This is a genomic window from Stenotrophomonas sp. PS02300 (genome assembly GCF_029959395.1).
Lineage (GTDB): Bacteria > Pseudomonadota > Gammaproteobacteria > Xanthomonadales > Xanthomonadaceae > Stenotrophomonas > Stenotrophomonas maltophilia_AD.
In genome coordinates this window covers 1-15,199 of sequence record NZ_JASCOP010000016.1, presented here as the reverse complement: position 1 = coordinate 15,199, position 15,199 = coordinate 1, and the positions used below count along the sequence as shown (strand labels likewise).

The 15,199-nt window shown below is 67.3% G+C and carries 16 protein-coding genes, 1 other RNA gene and 1 pseudogene; 11 read left to right on the top strand and 7 right to left on the bottom strand.

The genetic code is table 11. The features are described 5' to 3' along the window. Window positions 1-259: 259 nt before the first annotated feature. The gene (locus QMX79_RS05325; protein WP_282245116.1) at window positions 260-1,057 is read right to left on the bottom strand and encodes an isocitrate lyase/phosphoenolpyruvate mutase family protein; all 798 of its coding nucleotides are present in this window, start codon (window positions 1,055-1,057) and stop codon (window positions 260-262) included. Window positions 1,058-1,194: 137 nt separating this feature from the next. On the opposite strand from QMX79_RS05325, the gene QMX79_RS05320 reads away from it, so the two are divergent. Further along, on the top strand, window positions 1,195-1,506 hold the full coding sequence (locus tag QMX79_RS05320) for a hypothetical protein (RefSeq protein WP_095364192.1): 312 nt from the start codon (window positions 1,195-1,197) through the stop codon (window positions 1,504-1,506). Window positions 1,507-1,574: 68 nt separating this feature from the next. Here QMX79_RS05320 and ssrA read toward each other — a convergent pair. From ssrA to smpB, 3 genes are all read right to left on the bottom strand, one after another. Beyond that, window positions 1,575-1,978: a transfer-messenger RNA gene (ssrA, locus tag QMX79_RS05315) on the bottom strand. 112 nt (window positions 1,979-2,090) lie between these two features. Beyond that, entirely contained in the window at window positions 2,091-2,447 is a 357-nt protein-coding gene (locus QMX79_RS05310; RefSeq protein ID WP_184123990.1) for a hypothetical protein, read from the bottom strand. A 100-nt stretch (window positions 2,448-2,547) separates the two neighbouring features. Beyond that, the gene (smpB, locus tag QMX79_RS05305) at window positions 2,548-3,051 is read right to left on the bottom strand and encodes an SsrA-binding protein SmpB (RefSeq protein ID WP_068851133.1); all 504 of its coding nucleotides are present in this window, start codon (window positions 3,049-3,051) and stop codon (window positions 2,548-2,550) included. Between the two features lie 56 nt (window positions 3,052-3,107). On the opposite strand from smpB, the gene QMX79_RS05300 reads away from it, so the two are divergent. Together QMX79_RS05300 and QMX79_RS05295 are read left to right on the top strand one after the other, a co-directional pair. Then, a complete protein-coding gene (locus tag QMX79_RS05300) occupies window positions 3,108-3,536 on the top strand; it encodes a type II toxin-antitoxin system RatA family toxin (protein ID WP_282245104.1) in 429 nt (142 codons plus the stop codon). 3 nt (window positions 3,537-3,539) lie between these two features. Beyond that, window positions 3,540-3,797 (top strand): RnfH family protein, encoded by a 258-nt coding sequence (locus tag QMX79_RS05295; RefSeq protein WP_282245102.1) that lies wholly within the window; start codon window positions 3,540-3,542, stop codon window positions 3,795-3,797. A gap of 78 nt (window positions 3,798-3,875) precedes the next feature. Here QMX79_RS05295 and bamE read toward each other — a convergent pair whose 3' ends face one another. Beyond that, window positions 3,876-4,271 (bottom strand): outer membrane protein assembly factor BamE, encoded by a 396-nt coding sequence (bamE, locus tag QMX79_RS05290; RefSeq protein WP_282245100.1) that lies wholly within the window; start codon window positions 4,269-4,271, stop codon window positions 3,876-3,878. A gap of 103 nt (window positions 4,272-4,374) precedes the next feature. Here bamE and fur point away from each other — a divergent pair, with 103 nt between their 5' ends. Continuing rightward, on the top strand, window positions 4,375-4,791 hold the full coding sequence (fur, locus tag QMX79_RS05285) for a ferric iron uptake transcriptional regulator (RefSeq protein WP_068851145.1): 417 nt from the start codon (window positions 4,375-4,377) through the stop codon (window positions 4,789-4,791). A 76-nt stretch (window positions 4,792-4,867) separates the two neighbouring features. On the opposite strand, the gene QMX79_RS05280 is transcribed toward fur, so the two are convergent. Next, window positions 4,868-6,106, bottom strand: a complete 1,239-nt coding sequence (locus QMX79_RS05280) for an SGNH/GDSL hydrolase family protein (protein ID WP_282245089.1) — start codon at window positions 6,104-6,106, stop codon at window positions 4,868-4,870. Between the two features lie 96 nt (window positions 6,107-6,202). Here QMX79_RS05280 and QMX79_RS05275 point away from each other — a divergent pair, with 96 nt between their 5' ends. Beyond that, window positions 6,203-7,120 (top strand): LysR family transcriptional regulator, encoded by a 918-nt coding sequence (locus QMX79_RS05275; protein WP_282245087.1) that lies wholly within the window; start codon window positions 6,203-6,205, stop codon window positions 7,118-7,120. A gap of 32 nt (window positions 7,121-7,152) precedes the next feature. Here the strand turns inward: QMX79_RS05275 and recN are convergent, their stop codons facing one another. After that, window positions 7,153-8,817 carry a DNA repair protein RecN gene (gene recN, locus QMX79_RS05270; RefSeq protein ID WP_282245085.1) on the bottom strand — a complete coding sequence of 555 codons (1,665 nt, stop codon included), beginning with the start codon at window positions 8,815-8,817 and terminating at the stop codon, window positions 7,153-7,155. Window positions 8,818-8,909: 92 nt separating this feature from the next. On the opposite strand from recN, the gene hrcA reads away from it, so the two are divergent. The 6 genes and pseudogenes from hrcA to QMX79_RS05240 all read left to right on the top strand — a co-directional run. After that, complete coding sequence (gene hrcA, locus QMX79_RS05265; protein WP_282245083.1) at window positions 8,910-9,977, top strand: heat-inducible transcriptional repressor HrcA; 1,068 nt, start codon at window positions 8,910-8,912, stop codon at window positions 9,975-9,977. An 82-nt stretch (window positions 9,978-10,059) separates the two neighbouring features. After that, window positions 10,060-10,575: a nucleotide exchange factor GrpE gene (gene grpE, locus QMX79_RS05260; protein ID WP_282245081.1), complete on the top strand. Its 516-nt coding sequence runs from the start codon at window positions 10,060-10,062 to the stop codon at window positions 10,573-10,575. A 129-nt stretch (window positions 10,576-10,704) separates the two neighbouring features. Beyond that, window positions 10,705-12,639, top strand: coding sequence for a molecular chaperone DnaK (gene dnaK, locus QMX79_RS05255; RefSeq protein ID WP_282245079.1), 1,935 nt, complete (start codon window positions 10,705-10,707; stop codon window positions 12,637-12,639). A 119-nt stretch (window positions 12,640-12,758) separates the two neighbouring features. Then, window positions 12,759-13,886 carry a molecular chaperone DnaJ gene (gene dnaJ, locus QMX79_RS05250; protein ID WP_282245077.1) on the top strand — a complete coding sequence of 376 codons (1,128 nt, stop codon included), beginning with the start codon at window positions 12,759-12,761 and terminating at the stop codon, window positions 13,884-13,886. Window positions 13,887-13,994: 108 nt separating this feature from the next. After that, the gene (pdxY, locus tag QMX79_RS05245) at window positions 13,995-14,903 is read left to right on the top strand and encodes a pyridoxal kinase (RefSeq protein WP_282245075.1); all 909 of its coding nucleotides are present in this window, start codon (window positions 13,995-13,997) and stop codon (window positions 14,901-14,903) included. After that, a pseudogene (locus tag QMX79_RS05240) lies at window positions 14,900-15,199 on the top strand (hypothetical protein); the annotation flags it as partial. The gene pdxY and the pseudogene QMX79_RS05240, both read left to right, overlap by 4 nt.

The following is a 15,199-nucleotide window of genomic DNA, read 5'->3' as shown; positions in this document are numbered from 1 at the left end:
CCGGAAGGGGGCTGGACGGCGGAACAGTGGGACAGCATCGGCACAGGCAACAGGTCGCGGCAGGCGCAGGGGCGCGGAAGGGCGCCGATCCTACGCACGGGGTGCGCCACTGCAATCGACTACATCAATCGAACCTGACTAAACCATTCAAGCTGTGCTTGGAAGTCGTTGCAGGGCGCGGGATCCCGGCATGCCACCTTGGTCTGACCGCCGCCGCGTGGCAGTGTCGGTATCGGAATTGTTGTATCGATCTTTCTACCTACATCGACGCCGCGAACATCGCATTCAACTGCGCGTAGCCCGGTGCATCGGTGGGCAGCGATATCGTGTCGCCGAGCAGTGCCTGCATGCCATCGGTCATCGCCTTCCAGGCGAGGGTGGAAAGCGCCGGTCCCGCGCTCAGGCGACGCACGCCGGCCGTTGCCAATGCATCGTGCGCGGCCATGCCCGGCAGCCACATGACGTTGAGTGGCAGTGGCTGCCCAGCTGCGATGTGCGCCATCTCGCCGAGGTCGGCGATGCCGGGGACGAAGCCGCCGTCGGCACCGGCACGCGCGTAGCCCTGCAGGCGCTCGATACTCATGGCTACCGCCTGCTCGCCTTTTGCCATGCCACGCAGGTAGACATCGGTCCGCGCGTTGATGAACAGCGGTCGTGCGCCCAGCTGCTGTCGGATCGCCTGCAGTTTCGCTTCGAGCAGCGCAGGGCTGTTCGCGCCATCTTCGATGTTGATGCCGACCACGCCCAGCGCGACGAGCTTGGCCACGCGCAGTGCGACCTCCTGCGGATCGTCGCTGTAGCCATCTTCCATATCCACGGTCACCGGCAGCGAGGTGACCCGCACGATTTCCGCAACGCGCTGCAGCAGGGCCACCTCGGGCAGGGCGCCGCCGTCGGGATAGCCGCATGACCACGCCATGGCCGCACTGGTGGTACCCACCGCGCTGGCACCCAGCTGCTGGGCGAGGGCGGCGCCACCGGCGTCCCAGACATTGGGCAGCACGAACAGGGCAGGGGAGCGGTGCAGTTGCTCGAAGCGCGGGTGAAGGGTGCTCATGGCGGTGGCTCCTTGGCGGAAATCCGGAGTCTGCGCCGGTTGCCGGGCCGGGGCTCGCTGTTTTCGGACAGTAATACCCGGGCGTCGGAACAGGGGTACTCTGGGCAGTCCCCCATCGCCAACCCCGGGCCCGCCGCATGGATTACCAGCTGATCATCAAGTTCTGGCGAAAGTCGCTGGACGACGAAGCCTTCCTGGCCACGCTGGAGGCCGAGCTGGGCACCGCCCTGGGCAGCGCAGCCAAGCTGGACGGTTACGACGTCAGCGCCAAGGAGATCAACCTCTTCATGTTCACCGCCGACCCGCGCCCGGCCTTCCGCCGTGCCAAGGACGTGCTGGAACGGCTGGGGGTGCTGCACAGCGTGTCGGCCGCCTACCGGCTGGAGGGCGGCGCGCAGTTCACTTCGTTGTGGCCGACCCGCATGGCGCGCAAGTTCACGCTGCCCTGAGGGCAATAAAAAAGCCGAGAGTCCCTAAGGGATCTCTCGGCTTTCCAGGGTCTTCGCAGACCCCGCATTGGTGGAGGTGGGCGGAATTGAACCGCCGTCCGAAGGCACTCCATCCCCGGTACTACATGCTTAGCTCACCGTTGAATCTCGCCCTGTGGCAGCACGGTGTGCAAAGCGCACCCCAGGACCAGCCTGCTTTAGTTAAGCCGTGACTGACAGGCAGCCATCACAGCCGGTTCCGTGATAATGACCCTACATCTACGAGCACGGGCACAAGTAGGTTCGGGGGTTCGCCTTAGGCGGCTGTAGAACTAAACGCTAAAGCTGTTTTTTAGGCAGCGATTGCGAAGTCGTTCGAACCGTAGTTGTCGTCGTTGGCAACTAGAAGTTTGCTGCTGGATTAACGAGGAAAGCTGCCCCCTCGGCATGCACCAAGTAACTTCACAACCCCCGTCGAAACCAATGCACCCCCGGTTTCTTCAAGAACTGCAAGCCGTCTGCGACCAGACGCTACTTGACGGGGCCGATGCTACTCCAATTCAGCTGAACAGTCACCTGAAAGGCGCACCCACCCCGGTTTGGGCTTACCTGCCTTCGCGCTGGCGCTTGCTGTCGGCCTGGTGCTTGGCCCGGACCTTGCGGTCATGGTTCTGGGCGTTGCGCTGGGTCATGGCCTGCTTGCGGGCTTCGGGTTCGGCCCGGGCCATCAGGGCCTCGATCCGGGCGACCAGGCGACGGTGCTCGAGCGAGTCGTAGCTCTGGGCCTCCGAGGCCACGCGCTTGGCGTTGCGCAGGGTGTAGGTGAGCACCTTGAGCAGGGCGGCCGGGTCCATGGCGCGGGCCAGCTCGCCGAAGATGGTCTCGTAGGCGGCGACGTCGGCCTGGAGCGTGGCGATGGGGTCCGCGCTCGGGGCGGTCTCCTGGGGGATTTCCTGGGTCACGCGGTGCTCCGGACAGTTGGGGCGGGTAGGGCAGCCGGGCAGGGCCCGGCTCTACGATGGTGGTAATGATGCGCCAGGCGGTACGGTGTCCGCCGGGGGGTCAGGCGTCGCGGTTGTGGCGGCGCATGGTGCGCTGCTTTTCGCGGGCCCAGTCGCGGTCCTTTTCGGCGTCGCGCTTGTCGTGGGTCTGCTTGCCCTTGGCCAGCGCCACTTCCAGCTTGATCTTGTTCTTGCTCCAGTACATCGCCGTGGGGACGATGGTGTAGCCGTCACGTTCGACCTTGCCGACCAGCTTGTCGATCTCGCTGCGGTGGAGCAGCAGCTTGCGCTCGCGGCGGTCGTTGGCCACCACATGGGTGGAGGCCTGGATCAACGGGGTGATCTGGGCGCCGATCAGGAAGATCTCGCCGCTTTTGACGTAGGCGTAGGCGTCGATGATGTTGCCGCGCCCGGCGCGGATCGATTTCACTTCCCAGCCCTGCAGGGCCAGGCCGGCCTCGAAACGGTCCTCGAGGGTGTATTCGTGGCGGGCACGCTTGTTGAGCGCGATGGTTTTGTTGGCCGTCGCGTTCTTTGCTTTATCCTTGCCGCTGTTCTTGCTCATTTCCGTATTGTCTCCGATTCGGGCCTCCGTGGTCGATTCGCCAGCCAAGCCTTCGCATGCCAACTATCCGACGTAGTGCCCTGGTTGAACATTCGGCTGCCCGCATGTTCGACCTGGTCAATGATATTGATGCCTACCCGCGCCGCTTCCGGTGGTGCTCGGCCGCGCAGATCCTGGAATCCGGCCCGGACCGGCTGGTGGCGCGGCTGGACCTGGGGCTGGGGTCGTTTTCGACCTGGTTCATGACCGAAAACACCCTCCAGCGCCCGCACCACATCGACATGCAGCTGCGCGATGGGCCGTTCAAGCGCCTGCACGGCCGCTGGGAATTCCATGCGCTGGCCGAAGATGCCTGCAAGGTCAGCCTCACCCTGGAGTTTGAACCCAACTCACGCCTGCTGGGGCCGGCACTGGCACTGGGCTTCCAGGGCCTGGCCGACCGCATGGTCAATGACTTCGTCCGCGTCGCCGACGAGCAGGACTGAGCCGTGATCCGGGTGGAAGTGGTGTTGGCCTGGCCCGACCGGGCCGATGCGCGCCCGTTGCAGCTGGCCGACGGCGCCACCGTGGCCGACGCCATTGCCGCCGCGGCGATCGAGGACAGCGAAAACTGCCCGGCCGTGGCCGTGCATGGGCTGCTGGCCAAGGCCAGCCAGGTGCTCAACGACGGGGACCGCGTGGAACTGCTGCGGCCCCTGGTGGCGGATCCGAAGGACAACCGGCGTAAACGGGCTCGCGCTCGCTGATGGTGCCAGCCGGGCAGGGCCCGGCTCTACGCCGCATTGCCAACCGCCCGGTCACTGTGTGCCGGGCGGTGCGCCGGATCAGCGGCCGCGCTGCTTCTTCTTGTCCTTGGCCAGGTTGCGGCCGAACTGGCGCACCTGGTCCCGGGCCAGCTGGGCATCGTTGTTCGGGAAGTAGTCGCCTTCCCAACGGGTGACCTGGTCGCCTTCGAAGAAGACAACGAAGTTCTTCACTTCGGTGCGGCCGAGGCGGTCCAGCCGCTGGCTGGCGGTGTAGTCCCAGCGCTGGGCGTGGAAGGGGTCGTCGATGGAGGGGGTGCCGAGCAGCGCGTTGACCTGCTGCTTGCTCTGGCCCACCTGCAGCTGACCGACGGCCTGCTCCCGGATCAGGTTGCCCTGATAGATGGGTTGCTTATAGATGATGCCGCAGCCCGTGGTGGACAGGGCAACGGCGGCGACCAGCAGGAGATTGCGCATCGGGAATGGCGTTTGGGGAAATCCAGTCGATGATACACTCCGAACGTGTCGCCGCGACCCAATCCGAGGCAGCTGGCGCTAAATCGCCAATGAACGGAGACTTATGGAAACCCACGACCTGCGCAAAGTTGGCCTGAAGGTGACCCATCCGCGTATGCGGATCCTTGCCCTGCTCGAGCAGCGCGACGCCCAGAAGCACCAGCACCACATGACGGCCGAAGACATCTACCGCCAGCTTTTGGAGCACGGTGACGAGATCGGCCTGGCCACGGTGTACCGCGTGCTGACCCAGTTCGAGGCCGCCGGCCTGGTGCTGAAGCACAACTTCGAAGGCGGCCAGGCCGTTTACGAACTGGACCGGGGCGGCCACCACGACCACATGGTCGATGTCGACTCGGGCAAGATCATCGAGTTCGAAAGCCACGAGATCGAAGAACTTCAGCGCAAGATCGCCGCCGACCACGGCTACGAGCTGGAAGAGCACTCGCTGGTGCTCTACGTGCGCAAGAAAAGGAAGTAACGGCGCAGCCGTTACGGTAGCTACCGACCGTTGGTCGGTAGACGCTTAAAAAGAACCCGGGCCAAGCCCGGGTTTTTTATTGCCCGAACATCGCCAGGTCCACCGCCTCGGCCATCGCCCGGTTGCCGGCATCGCCCGGGTGCAGGTGGTCGCCGGAGTCGAACGCCGGCGCCAGCCGGGCCGGGTCGGCCGGGTCGCGCAGGGCGGCGTCCAGGTCGATCACGGCATCGAACGGGGCCTGCTCGCGCAGCCAGGCATTGAGCTGTTGGCGCAGGGCGTCCTTTTCAGGGGCGTAATAGTCGTCGAGCGGGGTGCCGGGCAATGCGCCGGCAAACGGGGTCAGGGTGGCGCCGATGATCCGCACGCCGTGGGCATGCGCGCGCTCTGCCAGCTGGCGGTAGCCGGCCTGGAGTTCGGCCAGCGACGGTCGTGGCTGGTCGCGGGCGAAGGCGGTGCCCGGCCAGCTGATGTCATTGATCCCCACCAGCACCACCACGCTGGCCACGCCCGGAACGTCCAGCACATCGCGCTGGAACCGGGCCAGCGCCGCTTCGCCCATGCCGTCGCGCAGCAGCCGCCCGCCGGAGATGCCCGCATTGACTACCGCCATACCTTGCGGCGCCAGCCGGGCAGCCAGGTGGTCGGTCCAGCGCTGGTCGCGGTCCAGGCTGGCGGTGGCGCCGTCGGTGATCGAATCGCCGATCACCACCACGGTGCGCGCCGCCGCCGGGGCCTCCACCTCGATCCCGGTCAGGAACAGCCGCGCGGTGGTGGGGCTGCTGTCGCGCAGCGCAACGCTGCCGGACTGGTCGCCCGGGGCGATCGCGCTGGTCTGGCGCCCCTCCCAGTGGAAGGTCTGCAGTGGCGTGGGGCCGGGAACGTACACGTTGACCTGCACAGCCTGCTGGTTGCCAACGGGCAGGGCCAGCGGGTCGGTCACGCGGTCCTGGCCGGGCGCGATGGTGGTGCCCGCCTGGCCGTCAAAGGACAGCGCCACCGGGGCTGCTCCGGCGCTCCCGGCCACGCTGGCCGCACCGATCCGCAAGGGCGTGGTGCCGAACGCATTGCTCAAACGCACGCGCAACCGCGGCCCGCCCAGGCTGATCCGGGCGGTCTGGCGGAAGGTCTGGTTGTCCAGCACCTGCGGGATACCGGTCGGAAACAGGAAGTCGGCGCCCCAGACCGGTTGCGGGCTGGCCTGCCAGCTGGCGACCCAGTGCGGCGGCGCGGGACCTTCCGCAGCGGTGGCGAGGGAGGCGGCAGCGGCCGACAGCGTCAGCAGGGTGCCAGTGGCAAGGCGGATCAGGGGGTTCATGTAGGCCATCCCGTGGAAGAGGCGGCCATCGTGCGCGGCGGGCTATCTGTGAACTAGACTGCCTGCGGACAATCATCTGTGAACTGAATTCATCCAATGCCGACGCCCGACATCAATCGTTCCGGCCAGCTGGAAATCTTCGTGCGGGTGATCGAGGCCGGCAGTTTCTCGGCGGCGGCCCGCGCGCTGGACATGAGTCCTTCGGCGGTCAGCAAGCTGGTGGCGCGGCTGGAGCAACGGCTGGGCACGCGGCTGCTGCAGCGTTCCACCCGCCAGTTGCAGCTGACCCCGGAAGGCTGCGCCTTCTATGAGCGTGGCCTGCGCGTGCTGGCCGACCTGGACGAGGCCGAGCGCTGCGCCAGCGCCCATGCCGAACCGCGCGGGCGGCTGCGGGTGAACAGCAACGTGCCGTTTGCCCACCACTTCCTGCTGCCGCTGCTGCCGGCCTTCCTGGACCGGCACCCGCAGGTGGGGGTGGACCTGATGCTCACCGATGAGGTGATCGACCTGTTGGAGCAGCGTACCGACGTGGCGGTGCGGGCCGGCCCGTTGAAGAGCTCCAGCCTGGTCGCGCGGCGGCTGGGCAGCACCCGGATGATGATCGTGGCGGCGCCAACATACGCGGCCCGGCATGGGTTGCCGGGCGATGCGGCAGCGCTGCTGGCACACAACCGCCTGGATATCGGTCACGCACGTGCGCAGACCGGCTGGCCGGTGTGCGAACAGGGGCAGGTGCAGATGGTGCCGACCGGCGGCAACGCACGCGCCAGCGATGGCGAGGCGTTGCGGCGGCTGGTGCTGGGCGGCGCGGGCATCGCACGGCTGGCGGCCTTCCAGGTGCAGGCCGATATCGCCGCCGGGCGGCTGCTGCCGGTACTGGAGCACGCCAACCCGGGTGACCTGGAAGACGTGCACGCGGTGTTCGTGGGGCAGGGGGGTTACCTGCCCCTGCGGGTGCGCGCGTTCCTGGATTTCCTGGTGGAACACGTAGATCTGCGCAAACCGCTGATCTGACGGTAGGTACCCACCGTGGGTGGGTACTGCCCTCAGGTTTCCTGCAGCAGCTTGCGCGCGGCGGCGCGGGCTTCCTTGCTGACTTCCACCCCGCCGAGCATGCGCGCGAGTTCTTCCTCGCGGGCCTTGGCATCCAGCTTCTCCACCGCGCTCTGGGTCATGCCCTCCACCGGTGCCTTGCTGACCCGGTAATGGGCGTGGCCCTTGGAGGCGACCTGCGGCAGGTGGGTGACGCACAACACCTGGCGCTTCTCGCCCAGCGCGCGCAGCTTCTGGCCGACGATATCGGCCACCGCGCCGCCGATGCCGGAATCGACTTCGTCGAACACCATGGTCGGCACCGCATCCAGGCCCAGCGCGGCCACTTCAATGGCCAGCGAGATGCGCGAGAGCTCACCACCGGAGGCCACTTTGCGCAGCGCGCGCGGCGGCTGGCCGGCGTTGGCGGCCACCAGGAATTCCACGCGCTCGGCACCGTTCGGGTCCGGCTTGGCGGCCGCGTGCGGCTCGATCTCGATCAGGAACTGGCCGCCGCCCATGCCCAGCTCGCCGATCAGCGTGGTGGTGGTCTCCGACAGCGCCTTGGCCGCGGTGGCGCGGCTGGCACTGAGCGTGGTGGCGACGGCCTGCCACTGCGCGGCCGCGCGGTCGATCTCGCCGGCCAGCGCCTGCAGGCGGGTATCGGCGCCGCGCAGCTGCTCGACTTCGGCTTCCATCGCATCGCGGTGTTCGGCCAGGCCTTCCATCGGCACGCGGTGCTTGCGCGCCAGGTCGTGCAGGCGGCCGAGGCGGCGTTCGATGTCCTCGAACTGCTCCGGGTCGGCATCGAGGTCGTCGTGGACCCGGTCGAGCAGGGCCAGCGCTTCGTGCAGCTGGATGACCGCGCTGTCCAGCAGCGCGTCCACCTCGCCCAGCCGGGCGTCGTGTTCGGCCACGCGGGCCAGGTCATGCCGGGTCTGCTGCAGCAGCTGCAGTACCGACACCTCATCGTCGCCGTTGAGCCGGGCGGCGGCCACGTCGCAGGCGCTGACCAGCGCCCCGGCGTGGGCCTGGCGACGGTGGCTGCTGCCCAGCGCGGCGATCGAGGCCGGCTCGAGGTCTTCGCGCTGCAGCTCGCCCAGCTGGTGTTCCAGGAAGCCGATGCGGTCGCTGACATCGCCCTGCCGCGACAGCGACTCGGCCTCATCGACCAGCGCCTGCCAACGGCCGGCGGCCTGGCGCACCTGGATGCGCTCGGCCTCGTTGCGGGCGTAGGCGTCCAGCAGCGCCAGCTGCGAGGGCCGCGCCAGCAGCGCCTGCTGTTCGTGCTGGCCGTGGATTTCGACCAGCATGCCGGCCAGCTCGGTGAGCTGGGACAGGGTCACCGGACGCCCGTTGATCCAGGCGCGCGAGCCGCCGTCGGCACGGATGATCCGGCGCAGTTGGCACTGTTCCTCGTCATCCAGTTCGTTGTCGCGCAGCCATTGCCGGGCCGGGGCCTGTTCGCCCGGCGCGAATTCGGCCGACAGCTCGGCGCGCGCCGCGCCGTGCCGGACCACGCCGCTGTCGGCGCGCAGCCCGGACAGGAAGCCCAGCGCGTCGACCATCAGCGACTTGCCTGCGCCGGTCTCGCCGGAAACCACGGTCATGCCCGCGCCGAACTCCAGTTCGGTGGCACGGACAACGGCAAAATCCTTGATCGATAGATGTTTAAGCATGGTCGTGGGTTCTTGAGCCGCGCAACGCTAGCATGGGTGGGGCAGGCAGTGTTCCTGCCATTATCCAACGTTGCGTCTCACAGGTTGATTCCATGCACCCTTCCGCGCCCCATCTTGCACCGCGTGCCCGCCACCTGCTGCGGACGCTGATCGCGCGCCACATCCAGGATGGCGAGCCGGTCGGTTCGCAGACTTTGGCGCGGTTGGCCGGGCTGGATGTCAGCCCGGCCACCATCCGCAACATCCTGGGCGACCTGGAAGACCTGGGCCTGCTCAGCTCGGCGCACGTCTCGGCCGGGCGGGTGCCCACCGCGCACGGCTACCGGGTGTTCGTCGACAGCCTGGTCAAGATGCAGCCGCCCGGCGAAAGCGAGCTGAGCCGCCTGCGCAGCGAGCTGTCCAGTGGCGCCGGCACCCAGGCCCTGCTCGGCAGCGCCTCGGAGCTGCTCTCGGCGATGAGCCATTTCGTCGGCGTGGTCGGCGCGCCACGGCGCGAACAGTTCGCGTTCCGCCACATCGATTTCGTGGCGCTGGACGCACGCCGGGTGCTGGCCATCCTGGTGTTTGCCGACAATGAAGTGCAGAACCGGGTGATCGAGCCCAAGCGCAGCTGGGAGCCGGCCGAGCTGGAGAAGGTGGCCAACTACCTCAACGCCCATTGCGCCGGCCGCCCGCTGGCCGAGATCCGCGCCACCCTGCTGGTCGAGCTTCGCCAGGCGCGCACGGAAATGGAGCAGCTGCTGGCGCACAGCGTGGAGCTGGCCGAACAGGCGATGGCGCCGCCGGCCGACGACATGGTGCTGGCCGGGCAGACCCGGCTGATGGGGGTACAGGACCTGTCCGACCTGGACCGCCTGCGCGAGCTGTTCGACCTGTTCGCCAGCAAGCGCGAGATCCTGCAGCTGCTCGAGCGCACCATCCAGGCCCCGGGGGTGCGCATCTTCATCGGCGAGGAGACCGGGGTGATGCCGCTGGAGAACATCTCGCTGGTCACCGCCCCGTACTCGGCCGGCGGCCAGGTGCTGGGCGTGCTGGGGGTGATCGGGCCCAAGCGGATGGCCTACGACCGCATGATTCCGCTGGTGGAGGCCACTGCCCAGGTGCTCGGCGCAGCCCTGGATGCCCCCGCAGGGGGCGGATTGTCCCGGGATCGCACCTAAACACGCCCGCAGCTCTTGAATCGGGTCCGGCCGCCCACATTGGGGTGGGTGGAGGCGGAGAGTCACCGCCAAGGATCCGGAAATGAACCAAGATCAGCCTGATATCGCATCCCAGACCCCGGCCGGCGACGCCGCCACGGGCGATTCCCTGCAGCAGCAGCTGGACAGCCTGCACAACGAAGTGGCCCTGCTCCGGTCCGAGTCGCTGCGTGAGCGCGCCGACCTGGACAACCAGCGCAAGCGCGTGGCCCGCGACGTCGAACAGGCGCGCCGCTTCGCCAACGAAAAGCTGCTGGGCGAGCTGCTGCCGGTGTTCGACAGCCTGGACGCCGGGCTCAATGCCGCCGGCGCCGAACCCAGCCCGCTGCGCGAAGGCCTGGAGCTGACCTACAAGCAGCTGCTCAAGGTCGCCGCCGACAACGGCCTGACCCTGCTGGACCCCACCGGCCAGACCTTCAACCCCGAACACCACCAGGCCATCAGCCAGGTCGACGCGCCCGGCGCGGCGCCGGGCAGCGTGGTCCAGGTGTTCCAGAAGGGCTACCTGCTTAACGACCGCCTGCTGCGGCCGGCCCTGGTCGTAGTGGCGCGGGACTGACCTGAACGCGTTTGGCCGCCATCGGACACAGCGTTCGATGGATGGGTTGAAAGTGTCATCAGCGTCCCACACATCCCATTCATAACCCGGCAGCTGCCGGATGTTCCCAAATTTTTCAGGAGTCTCCCCATGGGCAAGATCATTGGTATCGACCTCGGCACCACCAACTCGTGTGTGGCGATCATGGACGGCGGCAAGGCCCGCGTCATCGAAAACTCGGAAGGCGACCGCACCACGCCGTCCATCGTCGCCTACACCAAGGATGGCGAAGTGCTGGTGGGTGCCTCGGCCAAGCGCCAGGCCGTCACCAATCCGAAGAACACCTTCTACGCCGTCAAGCGCCTGATCGGCCGCAAGTTCACCGACGCTGAAGTCCAGAAGGACATCGCGCACGTGCCTTACGGCATCCTGGCCCACGACAACGGCGATGCCTGGGTGCAGACCAGCGATGCCAAGAAGATGGCGCCGCAGGAAATCTCCGCGCGCGTGCTGGAAAAGATGAAGAAGACGGCCGAAGCCTTCCTGGGCGAGACCGTCACCGAAGCGGTCATCACCGTGCCGGCCTACTTCAACGACAGCCAGCGCCAGGCGACCAAGGACGCCGGCCGCATCGCGGGCCTGGAGGTCAAGCGCATCATCAACGAGCCGACCGCTGCTGCCCTGGCCTATGGCCTGGACAAGGGTGACGGCAAGGACCGCAAGATCGTCGTGTACGACCTGGGCGGCGGCACCTTCGACGTGTCGATCATTGAAATCGCCAACGTCGACGGTGAGAAGCAGTTCGAAGTGCTGGCCACCAACGGCGACACCTTCCTGGGCGGCGAAGACTTCGACAACCGCGTCATCGAGTACCTGGTGGACGAGTTCAACAAGGACCAGGGCATCGACCTGCGCAAGGATCCGCTCGCCCTGCAGCGCCTGAAGGATGCGGCCGAGCGCGCCAAGATCGAGCTGTCGACCAGCCAGCAGACCGAAGTGAACCTGCCGTACGTCACCGCCGATGCCTCCGGTCCGAAGCACCTGAACATCAAGCTGACCCGCGCCAAGCTGGAAGCGCTGGTGGAAGACCTGATCAAGAAGTCGATCGAGCCGTGCCGCATCGCCCTGAACGATGCCGGCCTGCGTTCGAGCGACATCAGCGAAGTGATCCTGGTCGGCGGCCAGACCCGCATGCCGAAGGTGCAGCAGGCCGTGACCGAGTTCTTCGGCAAGGAACCGCGCAAGGACGTCAACCCGGACGAAGCCGTGGCACTGGGTGCGGCGATCCAGGGCGGCGTGCTCGGCGGCGACGTCAAGGACGTGCTGCTGCTGGACGTGACCCCGCTGTCGCTGGGTATCGAAACCATGGGCGGTGTGTTCACCAAGATCATCGAAAAGAACACCACCATCCCGACCAAGGCGTCGCAGGTATTCTCCACCGCCGAAGACAACCAGTCGGCCGTGACCGTGCACGTGCTGCAGGGTGAGCGCGAACAGGCCCGCTACAACAAGTCGCTGGCCAAGTTCGACCTCTCCGGCATCGAGCCGGCCCCGCGCGGCCTGCCGCAGGTGGAAGTGTCCTTCGACATCGACGCCAACGGCATCCTGCACGTGTCGGCCAAGGACAAGAAGACCAACAAGGAACAGAAGGTCGAGATCAAGGCCGGTTCGGGTCTGTCCGAGGACGAGATCGCGCGCATGGTCGCCGACGCGGAAGCCAACCGCGAAGAAGACAAGAAGTTCCACGAGCTGGTCCAGGCCCGCAACCAGGCTGACGCGCTGATCCACGGTACCCGTACCGCGATCAACGAACACGGCAGCAAGGTTGGTGGCGAAGTGATCGGCAAGGTCGAATCGGCCCTGGCCGACCTGGAAACCGCGATGAAGGGTGACGACAAGGCCCAGATCGAAGCCAAGTCGAAGGTGCTTGAAGAAGCCGGCCAGTCGCTGTTCGCGGCCTCGGCTACGGCCGAGCAGGGCGGCGGCGCCCCGGGTGCCGATGCCGGTGCCGGCACCAACGGCGGCGCACAGGACGACGTGGTCGACGCCGAGTTCACCGAAGTAAAGGACGACAAGAAGTCCTGATCCGGACGCCAGACGGGACGTTGCGCAGGCAACGTCCCGTTGTCGTTTCCATTAGATCCTGACAGCCGTGCCGCGGCATGTCGGGGATGAATCCCGACCGCCGGAACCCGATTCAAACCATGAGCAAGCGCGATTATTACGAAGTGCTGGGTGTTACCCGCACGGCGACCGAAGAAGAACTGAAGAAGGCCTATCGCCGTTGCGCGATGAAGCACCACCCTGACCGCAACCCCGGCGACAGCGCCGCCGAAGCGGCCTTCAAGGAGTGCAAGGAAGCCTACGAAACCCTGTCCGACGCCAACAAGCGCCGCATGTACGATGCGCACGGCCACGCGGCCTTCGAGCACGGCATGGGCGGCGGTGGCGGCCCGGGTGGCCCGGACATGGGCGACATCTTCGGCGACATCTTCGGCAACATCTTCGGCGGTGCCGGTGGTGGTCCGCGCCAGGCACGTCGCGGTGCCGACATCGGCTACGTGATGGAGCTGGACCTGGAAGAAGCGGTGCGCGGCATCGAGCGCCGCATCGAGATTCCGACCCTGGCCGAGTGCGACGACTGCCACGGCAGCGGTTCGGACGACGGCAAGGTGGAAACCTGCAGCGTGTGCCGTGGGCAGGGCCAGGTGCGCATCCAGCGTGGCATCTTCGCCATGCAGCAGGCCTGCCACAACTGCAACGGCCGCGGCCAGATCATCCAGAACCCCTGCAAGACCTGCCACGGCAATGGCCGGGTAGAGGAAGACAAGGTGTTGTCGGTCAAGGTGCCCGCGGGCGTCGACACCGGCGACCGCATCCGCCTGGCGGGCGAGGGTGAGGCCGGTCCGGCCGGCACGCCGCCGGGCGACCTGTACGTGGAAGTGCGGGTGCGCGAGCACGCCATCTTCCAGCGCGATGGCGACGACCTGCACTGCGAAGTGCCGATCCGCATCTCGCAGGCCGCGCTGGGCGATACCGTGCGCGTAGCCACCTTGGGCGGCTATGCGGAAATCCGCATTCCGGCCGAAACCCAGACCGGCAAGCTGTTCCGCCTGCGCGGCAAGGGCGTGCGTTCGGTGCGCAGCCGCAGCGAAGGTGACCTGTACTGCCGCGTGGTGGTGGAGACCCCGGTCAACCTGACCACCGAGCAGCGCAAGCTGCTGGAGCAGTTCGAAACCACCTTCACCGGCGAAGAAGCGCGCAAGCATTCGCCGAAGTCGGCGACCTTCATCGATGGCGTGAAGGGTTTCTGGGATCGCATGACCTCGTAAGCGGTTGGTTCCATCGGTAACGAAAACGCCGGGCACGTCCCGGCTTTTTCGTGGCTGCGATTCAGCCGGCAGGTACCGACCGTTGGTCGGTAGGCTCTAAAATGAGCCATGAACGATACCCTCGAAAGCCACTTGGTCCATGGGCGCCGCCAGCGCCCGGACGGTCCGTCGCCGGTCGACGTCATCTCGGTTCAATCGCAGCTGGTCTATGGCCACGCCGGCAACAGCGCGGCGGTGCCGCCGCTGCGCGCGCTGGGCGTGCGCGTGGCCGAAGTGCCGACCACGCTGCTGAGCAATGCGCCGTTCTATCCCACCACGCGCGGCCGCGTGCTGCCGGCCGACTGGTTCGCCGACCTGTTGTTGGGCGCCAGCGAACGCGGCCTGCCGGCGCGCGCGAAGATGCTGGTGTCCGGCTACTTCGGCAGCGTCGGCAATGGTGCGGCGTTCGCCGACTGGCTGGACACGGTGCTGCCGGCGTCGCCGCAGCTGCGCTACTGCCTGGACCCGGTGATCGGCGATACCCACACCGGTCCCTACGTGGAGCCGGGCCTGGAAACCATCTTCGCCGAACGCCTGCTGCCGCATGCGTGGCTGGTCACGCCGAATGCGTTCGAGCTGGGCCGGCTGACCGGCATGCCGAGCCTGGCCGAAGCCGATGCCATCGCCGCCGCGAAGGCACTGCTGGCGCGCGGGCCGGAATGGGTGCTGGCGCACAGCGTGGGTGGCGACCCGGGCGAGCTGGTCACGCTGGCGGTCAGCCGCGAGGCGATCTGGCGCTGGTCTTCGCCGCACCTGCCGGTCGACGTGGCCGGTACCGGCGATGTGCTGATGTCGCTGCTGGTCGCGTTCCTGCTGCGTGGTGAGCGCTTCGAGCAGGCACTGTCGCGGTCGATCTCCGGCGTGCATGCCGCGCTGGAGGCCACCCTGGCCAACGACCACGAAGAATTCGACGTGCTGGCTGCCGCACCGGCCGCGCTGGCGCAGCCGCACCGCTTCCGCGCCGAGCGGCTGGCGTGAGCCTGCGCCCGGTTGTCGGCATCGTCGGCAGCGCCGGCGCCTATGGGCGCTGGCTGCGCACGTTCCTGGCGCAGCGCCTGGGGCTGGAAGTGATCGGGCATGACCCGGCCGATCCGCAGTCGGACGACCCGGAAACACTGCTGGAGCGCGCGGACGTGCTGGTGTTCTCCGCGCCGATTCGGCACACGCCTGCCTTGATTGCCGATTACGTGACCCGTTCGGCCGGCCGCGAAGCCGGCCGGCTGTGGCTGGATGTGACCTCGGTAAAGAGCGAGCCGGTGGCTGCGATGCTGGCC